Genomic DNA, 18,828 nt, shown 5'->3' with positions numbered 1-18,828 from the left:
GCATCGACCAGGCAGAGGCCCACTATGATCTACGCACAACCCGGAACCCCAGGCGCCGTCGTTACCTTCAAACCGCGCTATGGCAATTTCATCGGCGGCGAATTCGTCGCACCGGTCAATGGCGAGTACTTCACCAATACGTCCCCGGTCAACGGCGAGGTCATCGCCGAGTTCCCCCGTTCCAGCGCCGCCGACATCGACAAGGCCCTGGATGCCGCCCATGCCGCGGCTGACGCGTGGGGCAAGACTTCGGCCCAGGACCGCTCGCTGGTGTTGCTGAAGATTGCCGACCGTATCGAACAGAACCTGGAAATCCTCGCGGTCAGCGAGACCTGGGACAACGGCAAGGCCGTGCGCGAAACCCTCAACGCCGACGTACCGCTGTCGGCTGACCATTTCCGCTATTTCGCGGGCTGCATCCGCGCCCAAGAGGGTGGGGCGGCCGAGATCAACGAGCTGACCACCGCCTATCACTTCCACGAACCGCTGGGCGTGGTCGGGCAGATCATCCCGTGGAACTTCCCGCTGCTGATGGCCGCCTGGAAACTCGCCCCGGCCCTGGCTGCCGGTAACTGCATCGTGCTCAAGCCCGCGGAGCAAACACCGCTGTCGATCATGATCTTCGTCGAACTGATCGCTGACCTGCTGCCGGCCGGTGTGCTGAACATCGTCCATGGCTTCGGTCGCGAAGCCGGTGAAGCCCTGGCCACCAGCAAGCGCATTGCCAAGATTGCCTTTACCGGCTCGACACCGATCGGCTCGCACATCATGAAATGCGCTGCCGAGAACATCATTCCATCCACCGTGGAACTGGGCGGCAAATCGCCGAACATCTTCTTCGAAGACATCATGCAGGCCGAACCGGCCTTTATTGAAAAAGCCGCCGAAGGCCTGGTGTTGGCGTTCTTCAACCAGGGCGAAGTCTGCACTTGCCCATCCCGTGCCCTGGTGCAGGAGTCGATCTATGTGCCGTTCATGGCCGAGGTCATGAAGAAAATCGCCAAGATCAAGCGCGGCAATCCGCTGGACACCGAAACCATGGTGGGCGCCCAGGCTTCGCAGCAGCAGTACGACAAGATCCTTTCGTACCTGGAGATCGCCCGGGAAGAGGGCGCCGAGCTGATTACCGGTGGCGCGATGGAGCGTCTTGAAGGGGACCTGGCGAGCGGTTACTACATCCAGCCGACCCTGCTCAAGGGTCACAACAAAATGCGCGTGTTCCAGGAAGAAATCTTCGGCCCGGTGGTGGGCGTGACCACCTTCAAGGACGAAGCCGAAGCCCTGGCGATTGCCAACGATACTGAATTCGGCCTCGGTGCCGGCCTCTGGACCCGCGATATCAACCGCGCCTACCGCATGGGCCGGGCGATCAAGGCCGGTCGCGTGTGGACCAACTGCTACCACCTGTACCCGGCCCACGCCGCGTTCGGCGGTTACAAGAAGTCCGGCGTCGGCCGGGAGAACCACAAGATGATGCTCGATCACTACCAACAGACCAAAAACCTGCTGGTGAGCTATGACATCAATCCGTTGGGGTTCTTCTAACCCTGGGAAACAGCCCCGCACCCTGTGGGAGCGAGCTTGCTCGCGATGAGGCCAGGACATTCAGCATTAATGTTGACTGATCGACCGCTATCGCGAGCAAGCTCGCCGCCACATCTGGATTTGCGCGATTGCAGCATTGCTACCAACGCACCCCACCCACCGCTTCGAAAGTAGCATTCGAGCCCTGGGCACACCGTGCATTAATGACCTTGCCGGAATTGCCCGGTACAAGAAGAGGAAAGACCCATGTGGACTAAACCCGCGTTTACCGACCTGCGTATTGGCTTTGAAGTGACAATGTACTTCGCCAACCGATGAGTGCTGGCCCGGCCTGATGCCTTCAGGCCGGGTTCACCATTTGGTCTGATTGCAATCACGGTGGGATGCTTTAGGCTCAGGGTATCCCAATACAATAAGAACAGGCTTACCGATGAGCCCCGCACCTGAAAAGATGAGCCTCAGTCCGCTGCGCAAGTTCGTTTCCCCCGAAATCATGTTTGGTGCCGGTTGCCGGCACAATGTTGGCAATTACGCCAAGACGTTCGGCGCACGCAAGGTGCTGATCGTTACCGATCCCGGCGTGATCGCTGCCGGATGGGTGGCCGATGTCGAGGCCAGCCTCCAGGCCCAGGCCATTGATTATTGTATCTACAGCGCGGTCTCGCCCAATCCCCGGGTCGAGGAAGTGATGCTCGGTGCCGAGCAGTACCGGGAACACCACTGCGACGTCATCGTTGCGGTCGGCGGCGGCAGCCCCATGGACTGCGGCAAAGCCATCGGCATCGTCGTCGCCCATGGTCGCAACATCCTTGAGTTCGAGGGCGTGGACATGCTGTACATGCCCAGCCCGCCCCTGATCCTGATTCCCACCACGGCCGGTACCTCGGCCGATGTGTCGCAGTTCGTGATCATTTCCAACCAGCAGGAGCGCATGAAGTTTTCCATCGTCAGCAAGGCGGCGGTGCCGGACGTGTCGTTGATCGACCCGGAAACCACCTTGAGCATGGACCCGTTCCTGTCGGCCTGTACCGGCATCGATGCGCTGGTGCACGCCATCGAGGCGTTCGTGTCCACCGGCCATGGCCCGCTCACCGACCCCCATGCGCTGGAAGCCATGCGCCTGATCAACGGCAACCTGGTGCAAATGATCGCCAACCCCGCGGACGTGGCACTGCGGGAAAAGATCATGTTGGGCAGCATGCAGGCCGGATTGGCGTTCTCCAACGCGATCCTCGGCGCGGTGCATGCGATGTCCCACAGCCTGGGTGGTTTCCTGGACCTGCCCCATGGTTTGTGCAACGCGGTGCTGGTGGAGCATGTGGTGGCGTTCAACTACAGCTCGGCGCCGGAGCGTTTCAAGGTGATTGCCGAGACGCTGGGCATCGATTGCCGCGGCCTCAATCACCGGCAGATCCGTACCCGGTTGGTGGAGCACCTGATTGCCCTCAAGCACACCATCGGTTTCCACGAAACCCTGGGACTGCACGGGGTGAGTACATCGGATATCCCGTTCCTGTCACAGCACGCGATGCATGACCCCTGCATCCTCACCAACCCTCGGGAGTCGAGCCAGCGGGATGTCGAGGTCGTCTATGGCGAAGCCCTCTGACGAACAGCAAAAAGCCCTGGCCGGGCTGCTGGGACTGGGCAATCACTCGACGCGCAAGAGTCACTATCCGGAGCTGGCGGCGCGCCTCGACGAACTGGAACTGGCCCGGCAACACCTGCAACAGCTCAACGACCAATTGGAGCAACGGGTGGCCGAGCGCACCGACGCATTGCTGGAGGCCAACCACAACCTGCAGCAACAGATCGCCCAGCGGGAGTTGGTCGAGCAACAGTTGCGCGACGCCCGGGACGCTGCCCAGGCCGCCAACCGCAGCAAGGACAAATACCTCGCCGCCGCCAGCCATGACCTGTTGCAACCGCTCAACGCCGCACGCTTGCTGATCGCCACCTTGCGCGAGCGCTCACTGCCAACCTCCGAGCAGGTGCTGGTGGAGCGTACCCACCAAGCCTTGGAAGGCGCCGAAGACTTGCTCACTGACCTGCTGGATATTTCCCGGCTGGACCAGGCCGCGGTCAAGCCGGACCTGGCGCCGTATCGGCTGGATGAGTTGCTGGCGCCGCTGGTCTCGGAGTTTCAATCGGTGGCTGGCGCGGCAGGGTTGGAGTTGCGGGTGCGGTTTGGCGACGAAGCGATCATGACCGACCTGCGACTGATGACTCGTATCCTGCGTAACCTGCTCAGCAATGCCTGTCGCTACACCGCCCAGGGCGGCATTCTCCTGGCCGCTCGCCGTCGGGGAGGGCAGTTGAGCCTGGAAGTCTGGGACACGGGGAGGGGCATTGCTGCCGATTGCTTGGAGTCGATCTTCCTGGAGTTCAACCAACTGGACGTCGGGCGGGCGGCGGATCGCAAAGGCGTGGGCCTGGGGCTGGCGATTGTCGAGCGTATTGCCCACATCCTCGGCTACCGGGTCCAGGTGCGCTCTCGACCGGGACGTGGCTCGGTGTTCAGTATCGCAGTGCCGCTGTCTACTGAAAAACCGTTGCCCGTGTCACAGATACCAGTACAGGCGGTGGCCGGCAATCCGCTGCCGGGGCGCCGGTTGTTGGTGATTGACAACGAACTGAGCATTTTGCAGAGCATGGCTGCGCTATTGAGCCAGTGGGGCTGCGACGTCTTGACCGCCACCGACGAAGCGGGCGCCCTCGATGTGCTGCAAGGCCGCGCGCCGGAACTGATCCTGGCTGATTTCCACTTGGATCATGGGGTGGTGGGCTGTGAAGTGGTCAAGCATCTGCGCGAGCATTTCCATCAAGCGATCCCGGCAGTGATCATCACCGCCGATCGCAGCGACCAATGCCGGCGCGCCTTGCGCAAACTGGGCGCGCCGCTGCTGAACAAACCGGTCAAGCCCGGCAAGTTGCGGGCGGTGTTGAGCCAGATGCTCGGGTAGCGACCCTGAAACTCATCCACCTGAGCACGCCCAACCTGTGGGAGCGAGCTCGCCCGCGATAGCGGTGGGTCAGCTTGCGGTGATGTCGGCTGTGCCGACGTCATCGCGAGCAAGCTCGCTTCCACATGGGTTTTGGGAGGTCATGGAAATCGCATGCATTGCAAGATCCTGTGGAAGCGAACCTGCTTGTGATAACGATTTCATGTTATGTTATCCGCTTTCGTTTGGCAGGGATTCTCATTTCTCGCCTTGCATGGACCTACGACCTCCCATCCGAGTAATGCCATGAGCCTATCTCCAAGCATGACGAGCCCGTCCGGCGTCATCGCACCTGTACTTGCAACCCGCACCGCCGAAACCCATGTGCGCATGCTCGCCATCGATGCCCTGCGCGGTTTCGTCATGCTGCTGATGCTTGTTGATCACGTCCGCGAGACGTTCCTGCTGCACCGTCAGGTCAGCGATCCGATCGATGCGCTGAGTGTCACCCCGGATCTGTATTTCACCCGCCTGCTCAGCACGCTCTGCGCCCCGGTTTTCATCTTCCTCACCGGTTTGTCGGCCTGGCTATACAGCCAGAAACACACTGCCGGCCAGACCTCGTTGTTCCTGCTCAAGCGCGGTCTGTTCCTGGTTTTCCTGGAACTCACTTTCGTGTGTTTCGCCTGGAACGCCGAGTTTCCGCCCAAGACCTTGTGGTTGCAGGTGATCTGGTGCATCGGCATCTGCATGATCGTCCTGGCCGCGCTGCTGCACCTCAAGCGCAGTTGGCTGATCGTTCTCGGGCTAGCCATCGTCGCCGGGCACAATCTGTTGGACGGTGTGCTGCTGGGGCCTGACTCTCCGTTTTTCGTACCGTGGTCGATTCTTCATCAGCGGGCATTCATCGATCTCACCGAGTTCACTCGGGCCCGCACCACTTATCCGGTGCTGCCGTGGATCGGCGTGATCCTGCTGGGCTGGGCCATCGGCCCGTGGTTCGGCAAGGACGTGGAGCCCGCTGTACGCCTGGGGCGGCTGTTCAAGGTCGGCATCGGCTTGCTGCTGCTCTTCGTGTGCATCCGTTATCTGAACGTGTACGGCGACAAACCCTGGGTACAGACCGGCGATGCGCTGCGCACCTTCATGAGCTTCATGAGTGCGACCAAGTACCCGCCGTCGCTGATGTTCCTGATGCCAACCCTGGGGATGGGCTTGATTCTGCTGGCGCTCTTCGAGAAAGCCCAGGGGCGGGGGGCCATCGCGACGTTGGCGATCTACGGCGGCGCCCCGATGTTTTTCTACCTGCTGCACCTTTACGTACTCAAGGCCTTGTACCTGACGGCGGTTGCCATTTGGGGTACTAACCAGGGCGCCTATTTTGGCTTCGACCATTTGCCCATGGTGTGGTTATCGAGCGTGCTGCTGGGCGTCGCACTGTTCTTCCCGACGCGTTGGTTTGCCGCTCTCAAACAGCGTCGGCGTGACATCGCGATTCTCAAGTATTTCTGAGCCAAGGCCTGATGACCGACAGTGCCGACTGAATATGGGGGCAGAGCCATTAAAATGCCGCCGTTTGGTCGGCGTTTTCGCCAGAAATGTAAAAAGACGCTTCGGTCTGTTTATTTCCTTATGTAAACTCCCCCGGCTGCGACAATCGGGCACGGCCTCGGCACGCCCGATGGCAACCGTTTTGCAGTGTCCCTCACCCAGCTGAAGCCAAGACCTACAAGAAGTCAGCGCCGGAGAGACATAAATGTGCGGCCGATAATTACTCGGCCCTGTAGGTCCATCCTCCAGTCCTTTCCGATACCAGCCGGCTGGCATTGCCGGCCACGGCATGGTCTATCGTTTATCAGGAGTGGGGGTGGAATGGCGTTCTATCCTAGGGATACACACATGTTGAAGAAAACACACACGGCGCTGCTGGGCCTGGCGATGGCGATGGGTCTTGCGACCACGCACGCCGCCGAGGCAAAAAAAGTGGATGTCTTGCTCATTGGTGGGGGCATCATGAGCTCGACACTCGGCGTCTGGCTCAATGAGCTGGAGCCGGGCTGGACCATGGAAATGGTCGAGCGCCTGGACGGTGTTGCCGAAGAGAGCTCCAACGGCTGGAACAACGCCGGTACCGGTCACTCCGCGCTGGCCGAGCTGAACTACACGCCGGAAGACAAGAACGGCAAGGTCGATATCTCCAAGGCCATCGAAATCAACGAGGCTTTCCAGATCTCCCGTCAGTTCTGGTCCTGGCAGGTCAAGAACGGTGTGCTGAAGAACCCGCGCTCGTTCATCAACTCCACGCCGCACATGAGTTTCCTGTGGGGCGACGAGAACATCGCGTTCCTGAAGAAGCGTTACGAAGCCCTCCAGGCCAGCCCGCTGTTCGCCGGCATGCAGTACTCCGAAGATCGCGAGCAGATCAGCAAGTGGGTTCCGCTGATGATGCAAGGGCGTGACCCGAGCCAGAAAGTCGCGGCCACCTGGAGTCCCCTGGGTACTGACGTGAACTTCGGCGAAATCACTCGCCAGTTCGCGACTTACCTGCAGACCAAGCCGAACTTCTCGCTCAAGCTGTCCAGTGAAGTGGAAGACATCACCCGCAACGAAGACGGCACCTGGCGCGTTTCCTACAAGAACCTGAAGGACGGTACCGAAACCGAGACCGACGCCAAGTTCGTGTTCATCGGCGCTGGCGGCGGTGCCTTGCACCTGCTGCAGAAGTCCGACATCCCGGAAGCCCGTGAATACGCAGGTTTCCCGGTGGGCGGTTCGTTCCTGGTCACCGAAAACCCGACCGTTGCCCAACTGCATCTGGCCAAGGCGTATGGCAAGGCTTCGGTCGGCGCACCGCCGATGTCGGTTCCGCACCTGGACACCCGTGTGCTGGACGGCAAGCGCGTGATCCTGTTTGGCCCGTTCGCCACCTTCTCCACCAAGTTCCTGAAGAACGGTTCGTACTTTGACCTGCTGACCAGCACCACCACCCACAACGTGTGGCCGATGACCAAGGTTGGTATCGAACAGTACCCGCTGGTCGAGTACCTGGCCGGTCAGCTGATGCTGTCGGACGAAGACCGCTTCAACGCGCTGAAGGAATACTTCCCGGAAGCCAAGCAGGAAGACTGGCGCCTGTGGCAGGCCGGCCAGCGCGTGCAGATCATCAAGCGTGACGAAGAGAAGGGCGGCGTGCTGAAACTCGGCACCGAAGTGGTCGCTTCCCAGGACGGCAGCATCGCCGGCCTGCTGGGTGCCTCGCCAGGCGCCTCGACCGCCGCGCCGATCATGCTGACCGTGCTTGAGAAAGTCTTCAAGGACAAGGTCGCCAGCCCGGCCTGGCAGGAAAAACTGCACCAGATCGTGCCGAGCTACGGCACCAAGCTCAACGATAGCCCTGAACGCGTCGCCCAGGAGTGGGCTTACACCAGCGAGGTCCTGCAACTGGATCCGCCGCCGGCGATCGGCAAGCCAGGCGCCCCTGCGGCACCGGCTAAACCGGCTGCTGCCCGTGAAGCCAACCCAGCGGCTGACATGGCGCTGTAAACCGGACGCTGTCTGGTGAGGTACTAGAACGCCGCTCATTGAGCGGCGTTTTTTTTGCTCCCATCACTAGCCGCTCGGGCGCATACCGACATCCACTGCGGGCGTTGGCCTCGGCTTACACCTGCACCGCACCGCTCGCCACGGCGAAGGCAAGCATCACCAGGCTCACGCCCCAGGCCCAGAAAAAGGTGTAGGCCATGTGCTTGCGCAGCTCCACGCCGCTGAGCGCCAGTGCCAGATAGACACTGGGCACCACCGGACTGATGGAGAACCCGGTGTTTTCGCCGATCAGCATGGCCCGCGCCACGGCTTCAAGGGGAACGCCAGCGGCGGCGGCCACGTCCTTGATCACTGGCAACAAGGCGAAGTAGTAGGCATCCGGCGAGAAGATCATGCCTAGGGGAACGCCGAAGAAACCGACGATTATGTGCAGGTAGTGGGCCGAGCCGGCGGGTAGGAAGTTGATCAATGCCAGGGCCATGCCGTCGGACATCTTCGCTCCGGACAGCACGCCGAGCAGCACCGCAGCGGCCATCATCACCAGCACCATTTGCAGCGCGTCGGATGCATGCGCCTTGAGACGCTCGGCCTGGGCATCCAGGGAAGGAAAGTTCAACGGCAAGGCGATCCCCAACCCCACCATGAAACAGGCATACAGGGGGAAAATGCCGGTGAACAGGCAGGCCAGGATCGCACCGGTCAGGCCCACGTTCAGCCAATAGCGCAGGTCACGGGGCGAGAGGCTGAACTCGCGGGTTTCAGTGGCCAGGCCGTCCAGGTCGACGCTGGCGGCGGCCCCGAGTGACATCGGCCGGCGACGCTGGGCACGCAAGCCCAATACCGTCGCCACCAGCAGCATGCAGACCAGGCCCACCATCTGCACGGGCAACAAGCCCAACCACAGTTCGGTGGCATCAAGCCCCGACACCGCGGCGGCCCGGGCCGTAGTGCCACCCCAAGGCACCATGTTGATCACCCCGGCCGTGGTGCCCACCAGGCACAGCAGCATGGTCGGGCTCATGTGCAGGCGTTTGTACAAAGGCAACAGCGCCGGAATGGTCAGCAAGAATGTGGCGGCACCGACGCCGTCCAAGTGCACCACCGAGGTCACCAGTACGGTGACCAATGCCACTGCCAGCGGCTTGCCGCCGGTGCTGCGGATCAGCAGGTTGACCAGTGGATCGAACAAGCCGCGATCGCGCATGATGCCGAAAAACAGGATGGCAAACAGAAACAGCGCTGCCGTTGGGGCCACAGTAATCAGGCCGGTCTTGATGAATTCGCCGATTTGTCCGGGGTTGAAACCGGCCAGCAGGCACACGACGACGGGCAGGGTGGTGAACGCCACTACGGGGCTGATCCTGCGCAGCAATATCAGCCCGATGATGGCCAGCATCATCAGGAAACCCAGGGTTGTGATCATGTAGCAACCTCTCTTTTTATTGTTGTCGATGGTTCGGCGGCGGCGCGTCGATCAGCCTTGTGGCCCAGGCAGGCGCAGGGCCAGCAGCAGATAGCTCAGGCTCTTGCCATGGCGATCAAGGCCACAACTGAGGTTTACGCCGCCTTCCAAGGCGTCTTCGAGTACGAAATTCAATGCGTTCAGGTTCGGCAGTTCGTAGCGATGAACCTTGGAGGGTTGCCGCGTAGCGAATTGTTCGGCGACCCGTTCGCCGCTCAGTTCACGCAGCAACCAGGAGTAGTGCGCCGGGTCGTGGGGAAATACCGCGATGCTGAGGATGTTGCCTTTGTCGCCAGCCCGGGCGTGGGCGAAGTCGGCGAGGGTGACGAGGTTCATCAGTACCACTCCAGGGTTGTGTGGATTTCGCTGCGCGGCAGCAGGAAGCTGCGGGTGGTGACCGCTTCGGCGAGGTGGCGGCGAACACCGCCGCCACCGGCCGGGCCGTTGGTGTAGAGCGACTCCACCTCGGCCAGCAGGGTTTCGACCAACGACCGGTCAGTGTGGGTCAGACCGACCCGTACGCGCACGTCTTCCAGGGCCGGTGCCTGGGCCAGGCGTTGTTGCAGGTAGCGGCCAGCGTGATCGTTGAACAGGCTGGCGATGCCCGACAAATCGATCCACGGCTGTATCCCTGGCGCCAGCCGGTCGAAACGCTGCAGCAGGATTTCCCGGGCCAGGGCGGCACGGGCCACGGCGCCGGGGCCGGCATAGGAGATCTCCGCCTCGCCAAACCAAAGCCCGCGCACCCCGGCCAAGCCTTTGAGCGTGTCGGGGCGCGGATGGCCGAGCAGACCGCTGATTTCGACGCAATCCTCGCCCAGGTCCTGGACACGGGCCTGGCCCAGATCCAACACCACATCCGGCGTCAGGTAATGCCGTGGGTCGTGCACCTCATAAAGCAATTGCTCCTTGACCGTCTGCTCGCTGACCCGACCGCCGCTGTGGCGGGTCTTGCCGATGATCAAGCGTCCGTCCTGATGGACCTCGGCAATCGGGCAACCGAGGTTGGCCGGGTCGGGGATTTCTTTCATTCCGGGATGGGCAAAATACCCGCCGGTGACTTGGGTGCAGCATTCCAGCAGATGCCCGGCGGCGGTCGCGATGGCCATCTTTTGCCAATCGTCGGCGGCCCAGCCCAGCCCGTGGCGAATCGCGCCTACCGCCAACGATGGATCGGCCACCCGACCACAGAGCACAATGCCGGCGCCTTCAGCCAGCGCTGTCGTGATGCCATCGGCGCCGGTATAGACGTTGACTGACACAGGCTGGTCCCTCGCAAGCTCCGGGGCCAGCCATCGGGCGTAACGGGATGGGGTTTCTTCCAGCAGGTCGTCACCCAGCACGCAGGCAATTTTCAATTGCGGGTAGCGCCCCGCCAGTGTGTGCCGCAGCCGTTGCGCCGCGGCCCTGGGGTTCGCCGCGCCACCGTTGGTGATAATCGGGATACCAGCCTCGATGCACACCTCCAGCATGGGCTCGAGGAAGTCGAACAGGCGAGAGGAGTAGCCAGCCAGGGGGTCAAGCCCCTTGCGCAACTGCGCCTCGGCCAAAGTCCGTTCGGCCAATAGCTCAAGCATGATGTAGCGCTGGCCGGGCCGCTGCGCCAGGTCCTGGGCCAGGCGTAACGCGGCATCCGGGCGATCATTGGCGAAACCGGCGCCACACCCGACGAGAATTGTTTTTGTCATGTTCGTTTCCACTGGGGGGATAACCCATAGTGGCTTGCATCGATTGTTCTGTGAATTTTAAAGGTAGAATCAATTGATCCATTATTTTTATAAGTGCAGCCATGAACGTTTCTTTCAGACAGCTTCGCGCTTTCATCTTGATCGCTGAAACCTCAAGCTTCACTCGCACCGCCGAACAGCTTCACCTGTCCCAACCGGCCCTGAGCTACAGCATCCGCAAGTTGGAAGAGACTATGGGCTTGCAGTTGCTGGCGCGTAACACCCGCAGTGTCGAGTTGACGCCCGCCGGTGAACACTTCCTGCCCCAGGCCAGGCGCATGCTCAGGGACATGGACGATGCTGTGCGCGACGCCCGCGACACCCTCAGCCTGAGCCGAGGCACCCTGCGCCTGGCGGCACTGCCCACTGCCGCTGCTTCGTTCCTGCCGGTGGTCATTGCCGCGTTCCAGCGCGAACACCCGGGGGTACGGGTAAGCGTACTGGACGGCCGCGCCGGGGAGATCATGGGGTGGGTGCAGCGCGGCGAGGTGGACGCAGGCATTACGTCGTTGCCGGACGACCTGTCCGGGCTGAGCTTCGTGCGTTTGCTGGATGACAACCTGGTGTTGCTGACCCACAAGGACCACCAGCGTGACAGCCTGGAAGACTGGAAGCGCCAGCCCTATATCGCCCTGACCCCCGACACCAGTATCCGCCCGCTGGCCGATGCCGCGTTGCGTTACCTGAATGTCGATCCTGAGCCGGCCTGGGAAGTGGCCCACATGAGCACGGCCACCGCCCTGGTGCGTGAAGGGTTGGGTTTTTCCTTGCTGCCGGCCAGTTGCACGGCAGTGTTCAATATCGGTGAGCAATGCGCGGTGATCGCCATCGACCAGCCCGGCAAGCGCTCGATCGGCCTGTTGCAACGCAAACCCGTGGCCCAGTCACCGTCGTTGAGCCAGTTCATGCAGCATTTGCGGCAGACGCTGCGGCAGTACAGCGCCAGTAGCCGGCATTGATGTGATTGGCGCACCGCATATTTCTCATGAGCACCACAAATCCCTTGTGGGAGCGAGCCAGCTCGCGATAACGGTGGCCCGGCCACCGCGCTATTGGGTGCCAAACATCGCCGTCCAATAGATCCCCGCATCGCTTTTCGGATCGGTCGCGTAGCCGGCACCCAGTTCGCGGAACTGCGGGTTCATCAGGTTGGCGCAATGCCCGGGGCTTGCCAGCCAGCCGTCCACCACCTTCAGGGCTGTGTCTTGCCCGGCGGCGATGTTCTCACCGATCAACTGGCCGAGATAGCCTGCCAGTTCGGCACGATCACCCGGCATGCGGCCGTCGCGGTCCTTGTGGTCGAAGAAATTGCTGTTGGCCATGGCCCGGGTATGAGTCACGGCGGCCAGGGCCAGGGTGGCGTTCCAGCTCAGTGGGGTTGTGGCCGCGAATGTTTCAGTACCGCAGCGGCGGGGTTGCGCACGGGCGCTGTTGATCAACTTCAGCAGTTTCTGGCCTTCGGCTTGCCAGTCCCCCAGGCGTGCCGACAGCAGTGGGCGCGCAAGCACGATGCGCCATTCGCGATCCAGGCGGCTGACGCCGATGTCGACGAACTGCGGGTCCAGGACAACCTGGCAGAAACTTTCCTGCACGGCCTTCATCGCAGCTTGCGCATCGCGTGGCCCGGACAGGCTGATGGCCTGCACGTTGATCATCGGATAGGCCGTGCGCGCCAGCGCCTGCTGCAGGTCGCCGATGCCATTGGCGGACAGGATCAGCCGAGAGTCCATCGCCAGCGGCGGCAACTCCAGAGAGGCCTGGCCCGCGCAACTTTGGGACTGGCTACGGTACAGATTGATGGTCTCGACCAGTTGCGTCTCTTCGGTGGCCGCGGCGCTGGCGGCGAAGGCCAGGCCCAGCGACAGCACGACAAGACGCATGGCGGATGAAATGGCACGCATGTAAATCTCCCTTGAGCGGACGGCGCCTATGATGCGCAATTTTTGCCCCGCTGGGGCAACGGTATTCACGCTCTCTTGAAATCCCTTGGAACGGCACCGTTTGGTACCGTTCGGGACAATCTTCAAGTAGTGGGATCAATTTTCCGCCGAATAAGTCCATTTCCGTCGTTTCAAGGCCATAAAGCTGCGGATTTTCAGCTCATCCAGTTCCCTCCATCGACGTTATAAGTCTGCGCCACCACGTATTCACTCTCTGCCGAGGCAAGGAAAATCGCCATGCCTGTGAGGTCATCCGCAGTGCCCATCCGGCCAAAAGGCACTTGCTGACCGACCTGGCGCTTCTTTTCTCCGCGCGGTAGGTTTTCATGGCGGGCAAACAGCGCATCCACGCCATCCCAATGCTCGCCATCCACCACGCCGGGGGCGATGGCGTTGACGTTGATCCGATGCTTGATCAAATCCAGCCCGGCAGATTGGGTCAGGCTGATCACCGCGGCCTTGCTGGCGCAATAGACGCCGACCAGCGCCTCGCCACGCCGACCGGCCTGGCTCGCCATGTTGATGATTTTGCCGCCGTGCCCCTGGCGGATCATCTGCCGGGCCGCCGCCTGCAGCGTGAACAGCGTGCCGGCAACGTTGATGGAAAATAACCGTTCGTAGCTCTGGCGGGTGATTTGCACGATGGGCGCCAGGTCGAACAGCGCCGCGTTATTGATCAGGATATCCAGCTTGCCCACCCGGGCCACGACCGCCTCGATGGCCTGGTCGATGGACGCCTGGTCGATCACGTCCATTTTCACCGCGTAGGCGCTGTCGCCCAATTCGGCGGCGGTGACCTGGGCCCGCTGAAGATCGATATCGGCAATCGCCACAGTGGCGCCTTCATTGATATAGGCCTGGGCAAACGTCTTGCCGATACCTCGGGCTGCGCCGGTTATCAGGGCACTTTTTCCTTCCAGTCGTTTCATGGGCTTGTCCTGTCTTCAGTCTAGAGGTCCATGGGGCAGGGCGGACCTGCATGTGCGCCATGGCTGGGCGATTACAGCAGTGCACCTCAACGCGGACAAACGCAGGGGGGATGATCCGGTGATACTTTTTTAACGCCTGTACGGGTCGTTCGGTCGGGTTAAAAAAGTATCAGTGGGCAGTCAGGTGGGAACTGGCGAACCGCTGTGCACCCAGCGTAAGGTGCTGGCTATAACGATAAGAGAGGCGCGTCATGCCTGATCACAGAACGCCTTTGTTCGAACAGCGACCGGCCGAACTTGAAGTCATCCTGCCCGAACCCGAGCACAGTTTTCGCTGGTACGAGCACGACTATCCCTATCCGATGGCGCGCTGGAACCATCACCCCGAATTTGAAATCCACCTTATCCGCCACGGTAGCGGCAAGTTGCTGGCGGGCGATTATATTGGCCCGTTTGGCCCCGGCCATGTGGCGATGATCGGTCCGGACCTGCCCCACGACTGGATGGGCGACCTGGCGCCGGGCGAGCACCTGGCCGGGCGCGATGTGGTGTTGCAGTTCGACGGCGCCACCTTGCTGACCCTGCGCCGGACCCTGCCGGAACTAGGGGATTTACAGACGTTGTTCGAGCGGGCTCGGCGAGGCCTGGCCTTCAGCGGCGACACCGCCGTTCACGCCGCGAGCCTGCTCGAGGCCATCGGCCCGGCGCAGGGACTGGGGCGGCTGGCGCTGTTCCTGCAACTGCTCGAAACCCTCAGTAAAGCCCCCGAAGCGCAGGCCTTGTGCCTGGCGAGCCCCTGCTACGCACCAACCCTGGATGCCCGCAGTTCCGAACGTATTCATAGAGCTTTCGAATACCTGCAAGCCGAACTCACCGGCGACCTGCGCCTGTCGGTGATCGCCCGGCAGCTGGACATGAGCGAACCCGGCTTCTCGCGCTTTTTCAAACGCATCACCGGGCACGGCTTCATTGACCTGATGCGCAAGCTGCGGGTCCAGCGAGCCTGCCGTTTGCTGTTGCAGAGCGAAATGCCGGTGACCGACATCTGCTTTGAAGTGGGGTACAACAATTTGTCCAACTTCAACCGGCATTTCCGCATCGAGATGAACCAGACGCCCAGCGAGTATCGGCGGGGCGCGGAGGCAAACTGACCTGCGCTATCGCGAGCAGGTTTGCAATCAGGCTGGGATCCCTCGTTGATGTTTCTTCAGCCGGTAGGCGAACTGGGCCCGGCTCAATCCCAATGATCTTGCCGCCGCCGCCAGGTTGCCGTTGTTCAAGTGCAACGCCTCGTTGATCAGCCGGGATTCAAGGCCATCAATGGAGAAATCCGAGTCCAGCTGGCTGAGGGATTGGAGCAAGGCCGGTTTTTCCAGGGCATCGGTCGTGGCGCGGCCTATCGACGAGAGGCCGCCGTTGTCGTCCACGGAATAGGCCGCCACCGGCAATTGCTCATTGCGAAACAGATGCGTCAGGTCGATTGCCTGGCCTTCTTCGCTGGCAATCAGGCCGCGCTCGATGAGGTTCTGCAACTCTCGCACGTTGCCCGGGAAGTCGTAGCGCAGCAGGACCTTGAGGGCGCGCATGGTCAGGCCCATGGGCGTGCGGCCGTACTCCTGGCAAAAGCGTTTGAGGAAGGCGTTGATCAGCAGCGGTATGTCATCGCGGCGCTCTCGCAAGGGGGGCAGGGCGATGGGGTAGACATTGAGCCGGTAGAACAAGTCCGCCCGAAACTCGCCGTCCGCTACGGTTTTACGCAGGTCGACGTTGGTCGCCGCCACCACCCGGACATCGACCTTGATGCCGTGACCGCCACCGACCCGCTCAATCTCGCGCTCCTGCAAGGCGCGCAGCAGCTTGCTTTGCCCGGCCAGGCTCAGGCAGGTGATTTCGTCGAGAAACAGCGTGCCGCCATGGGCCCGTTCGAAACGTCCGGGGCGCGAGTGAGTGGCTCCGGTGTAGGCGCCGCGCTCGACGCCGAACAGCTCGGCTTCGATCAGGTTATCCGGTATGGCCGCGCAGTTGAGGGCAATGAATGGCCCATCGCGGCGGTGACTCAATTGGTGTAACTGGCGGGCGAACAGTTCCTTGCCTACCCCGGATTCGCCGCTGACCAACACGGTGGCAGGCGTCAAGGCCACGCGCTGCAGGGCCTGGGTCGCTGAATTGAAGGCGGCACTGGCGCCGATCAGGGGTTGCTCGCTGTCCGGCAGCGGCGCGGTTCCGGCTGCACTGTGAAGCTCCGGCGCGCTGCGGCTGGCCTGCGTTGCGGGCGAGGCGTTGAGATAACTCAGGTCCCGCTCGATGTCACCCCATTGCTCAGCGGTCTTGCCGATGACTCGGCAGCGCTCATGGCCCATGCCTCGGCATTCCACTTCGCGGAAAATCACCAATTGCCCGAACAGCCCGCTGACGAAACCGATGGCGTAGCCCAGCTCGGTCCAGCACACCGGGTCCTGCCCGGTACCGTAGGCCGCAACATGCTCGTCGGCCTCACAGGAGTGGTGCCAGAGAAACTCGCCTTCATAGAATCCCGAATCGGCATCGAACTTGAAATGCAGCGGCTCGACCTTGGTCATGCCTTCCAGGGTGTGCAAATGCGTGCCGGCGCGAAATACCGCAGCGGCATCGGCGTGGGGCCAGCGTTCGCGAATCAGTCGGGCATCCCGGGCCCCGGAGCAATAGCCGGTGCGGGTGAGCATGCCACGGGCCTGTTCCAGCCCCTGGCGCTCGATGATCTCCCGGCGTAACGCCCCGAAGGATGAGCTGTGCAGCAGCAACATACGCTGGTCGTTGAGCCAGATACGCCCATCGTCAGGGGAAAAAAACAGGCAATCGGTCAGTTCGGCCGGCGTCGGCGAACTGCTGTCGGTCAGTTCGTTGCTGTCGCCCCGTGGGTGGAAATGCTCGGTGGCAATCCGGTGATCCGGCAACGGACAGTGGGGATTATTCATTGTCAGGCCCCTGATGGCGGTTGATCGAAATGATCATCTGGCTAGATAGTTATTAAACATAACTTTATCAAATGAACAAGCGTCGGCTGCTTGGCTCCAGGGGCGCCAGCGACGCTTGGCCGGTAGTGGCTTTGGCAGATCCTTGATCCAGAGCCTTGCGGCATTTTTTCCGGCATCAACAGGCGAAACCGGCACAACGCTTGCTCAAGCACTTGCACGGCGTTTGCGCAGGCGCCTTCGAGGCGCGGCAAACGATGACAACAACAAAGAGCCGGGAGTTTTAAATGTCTGCATCCAAAAGCCACCTGTTGTCTCAGGTGATCGAATCCGAATGCGTATTCAACGGTGACTGGGTGCCTGCCTCGGGCCCACTGCAACCGATCATCGAACCGGCCACCGGCGAGGTGATGATGCGTAGCGCCACGGCCGACGCCGCCGACATCGCCAAGGCCTGCCGAGACGCCGCCCTGGCTCAATCGGCGTGGGCGGCGATGGGCCCGCGGCAACGCGCGGCGATCTTTCGCAAGGCCGCCGACGTGGCTGAGCATGCCTTCGAGGAATTGGCGCTGTATGTGGCCAGGGAAACCGGCGCCGCGTTGTTCAAGGGCCAGCATGAAGTGCGTGAGGCGATTGTGCTGTTGCATCAAGCCGCCGGGCTGCTGTCCCAAGCCCATGGGCTGGTGTTGCCCAGCGAGGCGGGGCGCCTGTCCTATGCCCGGCGCCAACCCCACGGCGTGGTCGGGGTGATTTCGCCGTTCAACTTTCCTCTGGTTCTGTCCATGCGTTCCGTAGCGCCGGCCCTGGCGGCGGGCAACGCGGTGGTGCTCAAGCCGGATCCGCAGACCCCGGTCAGCGGTGGTCTGCTCATCGCCCGACTGTTCGAGGTGGCAGGGCTGCCCAAGGGCTTGCTGCAAGTGTTGCCCGGCGCGGCGGATGCCGGCGAGGCGCTGTGCCGCGATCCTAACGTGCGGATGATCGCCTTCACCGGCTCCACCGGGGCTGGTCGCAAAGTCGCTGAGGTAGCCGGGCGCAACTTGAAGAAAGTCGCGCTGGAGCTGGGCGGCAAGAACCCGCTGATCATTCTTGAAGACGCCGACCTGGACGTCGCCGCCCGCAACGCGGCCTGGGGGGCCTGGCTGCATCAAGGGCAGATTTGCATGGCCACCGGCTTGATCCTGGCCCATGAGTCCATCGCCAAAGCCCTGACCCACAAGCTGGTGGAAAAGGCTCGCGCCTTGAGCGTCGGCGACGCTGCCCGGGGCGAAGCTGCCCTGGGGCCATTGATCAATCAGCGGCAGTTGCAGCGGGTGCATGCAATTGTCAGCGACACCTTGAGCGCCGGGGCGCGGCTGGAGACCGGCGGCGAATATGATCGGCTGTTTTATCAGCCGACCGTGCTCAGCGGCGTGAAGCCGGGCATGCGAGCCTTCGAAGAGGAGGTCTTCGGGCCCGTGGCGACGGTGGTCAGCTTCGCCACCGACGAAGAGGCCATCGAATTGGCCAACCGCACCGAGTACGGTTTGTCGGCGGCGATCATTTCACCGTCGGTGGGCCGGGCCATGGCCATTGGTGAACGACTCCAGTGCGGCATGCTGCATATCAATGACCAGACCGTTGCCGATGAGTGCGTCAACCCCTTCGGCGGGCGCGGTGCCTCGGGTAATGGCGGCAGCGTCGGCGGCCCGGCGGACTGGGATGAATACACGCAGTGGCAATGGGTGACGGTGAAAAACACCGCGCCGATCTATCCGTTCTGACGCTGTTCCACGATATGCCTATACAACAA

The 18,828-nt window shown here is 62.0% G+C and carries 15 protein-coding genes; 9 read left to right on the top strand and 6 right to left on the bottom strand.

Translation table 11 applies throughout. The features are described 5' to 3' along the window. The first annotated feature begins 24 nt into the window (after positions 1-24). The 6 genes from SGN16_RS15225 (at position 25) to mqo (ending at position 8,030) form a co-directional block, all read left to right on the top strand. A complete protein-coding gene (locus SGN16_RS15225; RefSeq protein ID WP_210638853.1) occupies positions 25-1,545 on the top strand; it encodes an aldehyde dehydrogenase family protein in 1,521 nt (506 codons plus the stop codon). Positions 1,546-1,791: 246 nt separating this feature from the next. Next, complete coding sequence (pqqA, locus tag SGN16_RS15220) at positions 1,792-1,863, top strand: pyrroloquinoline quinone precursor peptide PqqA (RefSeq protein ID WP_003253598.1); 72 nt, start codon at positions 1,792-1,794, stop codon at positions 1,861-1,863. 133 nt (positions 1,864-1,996) lie between these two features. Beyond that, on the top strand, positions 1,997-3,154 hold the full coding sequence (gene ercA / locus SGN16_RS15215; protein ID WP_210645295.1) for an alcohol dehydrogenase-like regulatory protein ErcA: 1,158 nt from the start codon (positions 1,997-1,999) through the stop codon (positions 3,152-3,154). After that, entirely contained in the window at positions 3,138-4,508 is a 1,371-nt protein-coding gene (locus SGN16_RS15210) for a hybrid sensor histidine kinase/response regulator (protein ID WP_210638852.1), read from the top strand. The genes ercA and SGN16_RS15210 overlap by 17 nt, the downstream gene beginning before the upstream one ends. 285 nt (positions 4,509-4,793) lie before the next feature. Beyond that, the gene (locus tag SGN16_RS15205) at positions 4,794-5,999 is read left to right on the top strand and encodes a heparan-alpha-glucosaminide N-acetyltransferase domain-containing protein (protein WP_335945525.1); all 1,206 of its coding nucleotides are present in this window, start codon (positions 4,794-4,796) and stop codon (positions 5,997-5,999) included. A 387-nt stretch (positions 6,000-6,386) separates the two neighbouring features. Continuing rightward, positions 6,387-8,030, top strand: coding sequence for a malate dehydrogenase (quinone) (mqo, locus tag SGN16_RS15200; protein WP_210638850.1), 1,644 nt, complete (start codon positions 6,387-6,389; stop codon positions 8,028-8,030). Positions 8,031-8,145: 115 nt separating this feature from the next. Here the strand turns inward: mqo and SGN16_RS15195 are convergent, their stop codons facing one another. Genes SGN16_RS15195 through SGN16_RS15185 form a run of 3 tightly spaced genes read right to left on the bottom strand, consistent with a single transcriptional unit; the run spans position 8,146 to position 11,180 of the window. Further along, entirely contained in the window at positions 8,146-9,453 is a 1,308-nt protein-coding gene (locus SGN16_RS15195) for a citrate:proton symporter (protein ID WP_335945524.1), read from the bottom strand. 51 nt (positions 9,454-9,504) lie between these two features. Next, positions 9,505-9,828 carry a hypothetical protein gene (locus SGN16_RS15190; RefSeq protein ID WP_210638848.1) on the bottom strand — a complete coding sequence of 108 codons (324 nt, stop codon included), beginning with the start codon at positions 9,826-9,828 and terminating at the stop codon, positions 9,505-9,507. After that, the gene (locus tag SGN16_RS15185) at positions 9,828-11,180 is read right to left on the bottom strand and encodes an acyclic terpene utilization AtuA family protein (protein ID WP_335945523.1); all 1,353 of its coding nucleotides are present in this window, start codon (positions 11,178-11,180) and stop codon (positions 9,828-9,830) included. The genes SGN16_RS15190 and SGN16_RS15185 overlap by 1 nt, the downstream gene beginning before the upstream one ends. Before the next feature lie 101 nt (positions 11,181-11,281). On the opposite strand from SGN16_RS15185, the gene SGN16_RS15180 reads away from it, so the two are divergent. Further along, a complete protein-coding gene (locus tag SGN16_RS15180) occupies positions 11,282-12,178 on the top strand; it encodes a LysR family transcriptional regulator (RefSeq protein WP_210638846.1) in 897 nt (298 codons plus the stop codon). 90 nt (positions 12,179-12,268) lie between these two features. Here SGN16_RS15180 and SGN16_RS15175 read toward each other — a convergent pair whose 3' ends face one another. Both SGN16_RS15175 and SGN16_RS15170 read right to left on the bottom strand, forming a co-directional pair. Continuing rightward, positions 12,269-13,120, bottom strand: a complete 852-nt coding sequence (locus SGN16_RS15175; protein WP_335945522.1) for a CAP domain-containing protein — start codon at positions 13,118-13,120, stop codon at positions 12,269-12,271. A gap of 194 nt (positions 13,121-13,314) precedes the next feature. Continuing rightward, on the bottom strand, positions 13,315-14,088 hold the full coding sequence (locus SGN16_RS15170; protein ID WP_335945521.1) for an L-iditol 2-dehydrogenase: 774 nt from the start codon (positions 14,086-14,088) through the stop codon (positions 13,315-13,317). A 251-nt stretch (positions 14,089-14,339) separates the two neighbouring features. Between SGN16_RS15170 and SGN16_RS15165 the strand changes: the two genes are divergently transcribed. Then, the gene (locus SGN16_RS15165) at positions 14,340-15,239 is read left to right on the top strand and encodes a helix-turn-helix domain-containing protein (RefSeq protein WP_335945520.1); all 900 of its coding nucleotides are present in this window, start codon (positions 14,340-14,342) and stop codon (positions 15,237-15,239) included. A gap of 27 nt (positions 15,240-15,266) precedes the next feature. On the opposite strand, the gene SGN16_RS15160 is transcribed toward SGN16_RS15165, so the two are convergent. Next, positions 15,267-17,042 carry a sigma-54-dependent Fis family transcriptional regulator gene (locus SGN16_RS15160; protein ID WP_210638842.1) on the bottom strand — a complete coding sequence of 592 codons (1,776 nt, stop codon included), beginning with the start codon at positions 17,040-17,042 and terminating at the stop codon, positions 15,267-15,269. Positions 17,043-17,326: 284 nt separating this feature from the next. Between SGN16_RS15160 and SGN16_RS15155 the strand changes: the two genes are divergently transcribed. Further along, positions 17,327-18,799, top strand: coding sequence for a benzaldehyde dehydrogenase (locus SGN16_RS15155; RefSeq protein WP_335945519.1), 1,473 nt, complete (start codon positions 17,327-17,329; stop codon positions 18,797-18,799). The last annotated feature ends 29 nt before the right edge of the window (positions 18,800-18,828 follow it).

This window comes from Pseudomonas sp. G166, assembly GCF_037027455.2.
Classification (GTDB): Bacteria; Pseudomonadota; Gammaproteobacteria; order Pseudomonadales; family Pseudomonadaceae; genus Aquipseudomonas.
The sequence above is the reverse complement of the archived record's forward strand: the minus strand, read 5'-3'. Positions and strand labels throughout refer to the sequence as shown.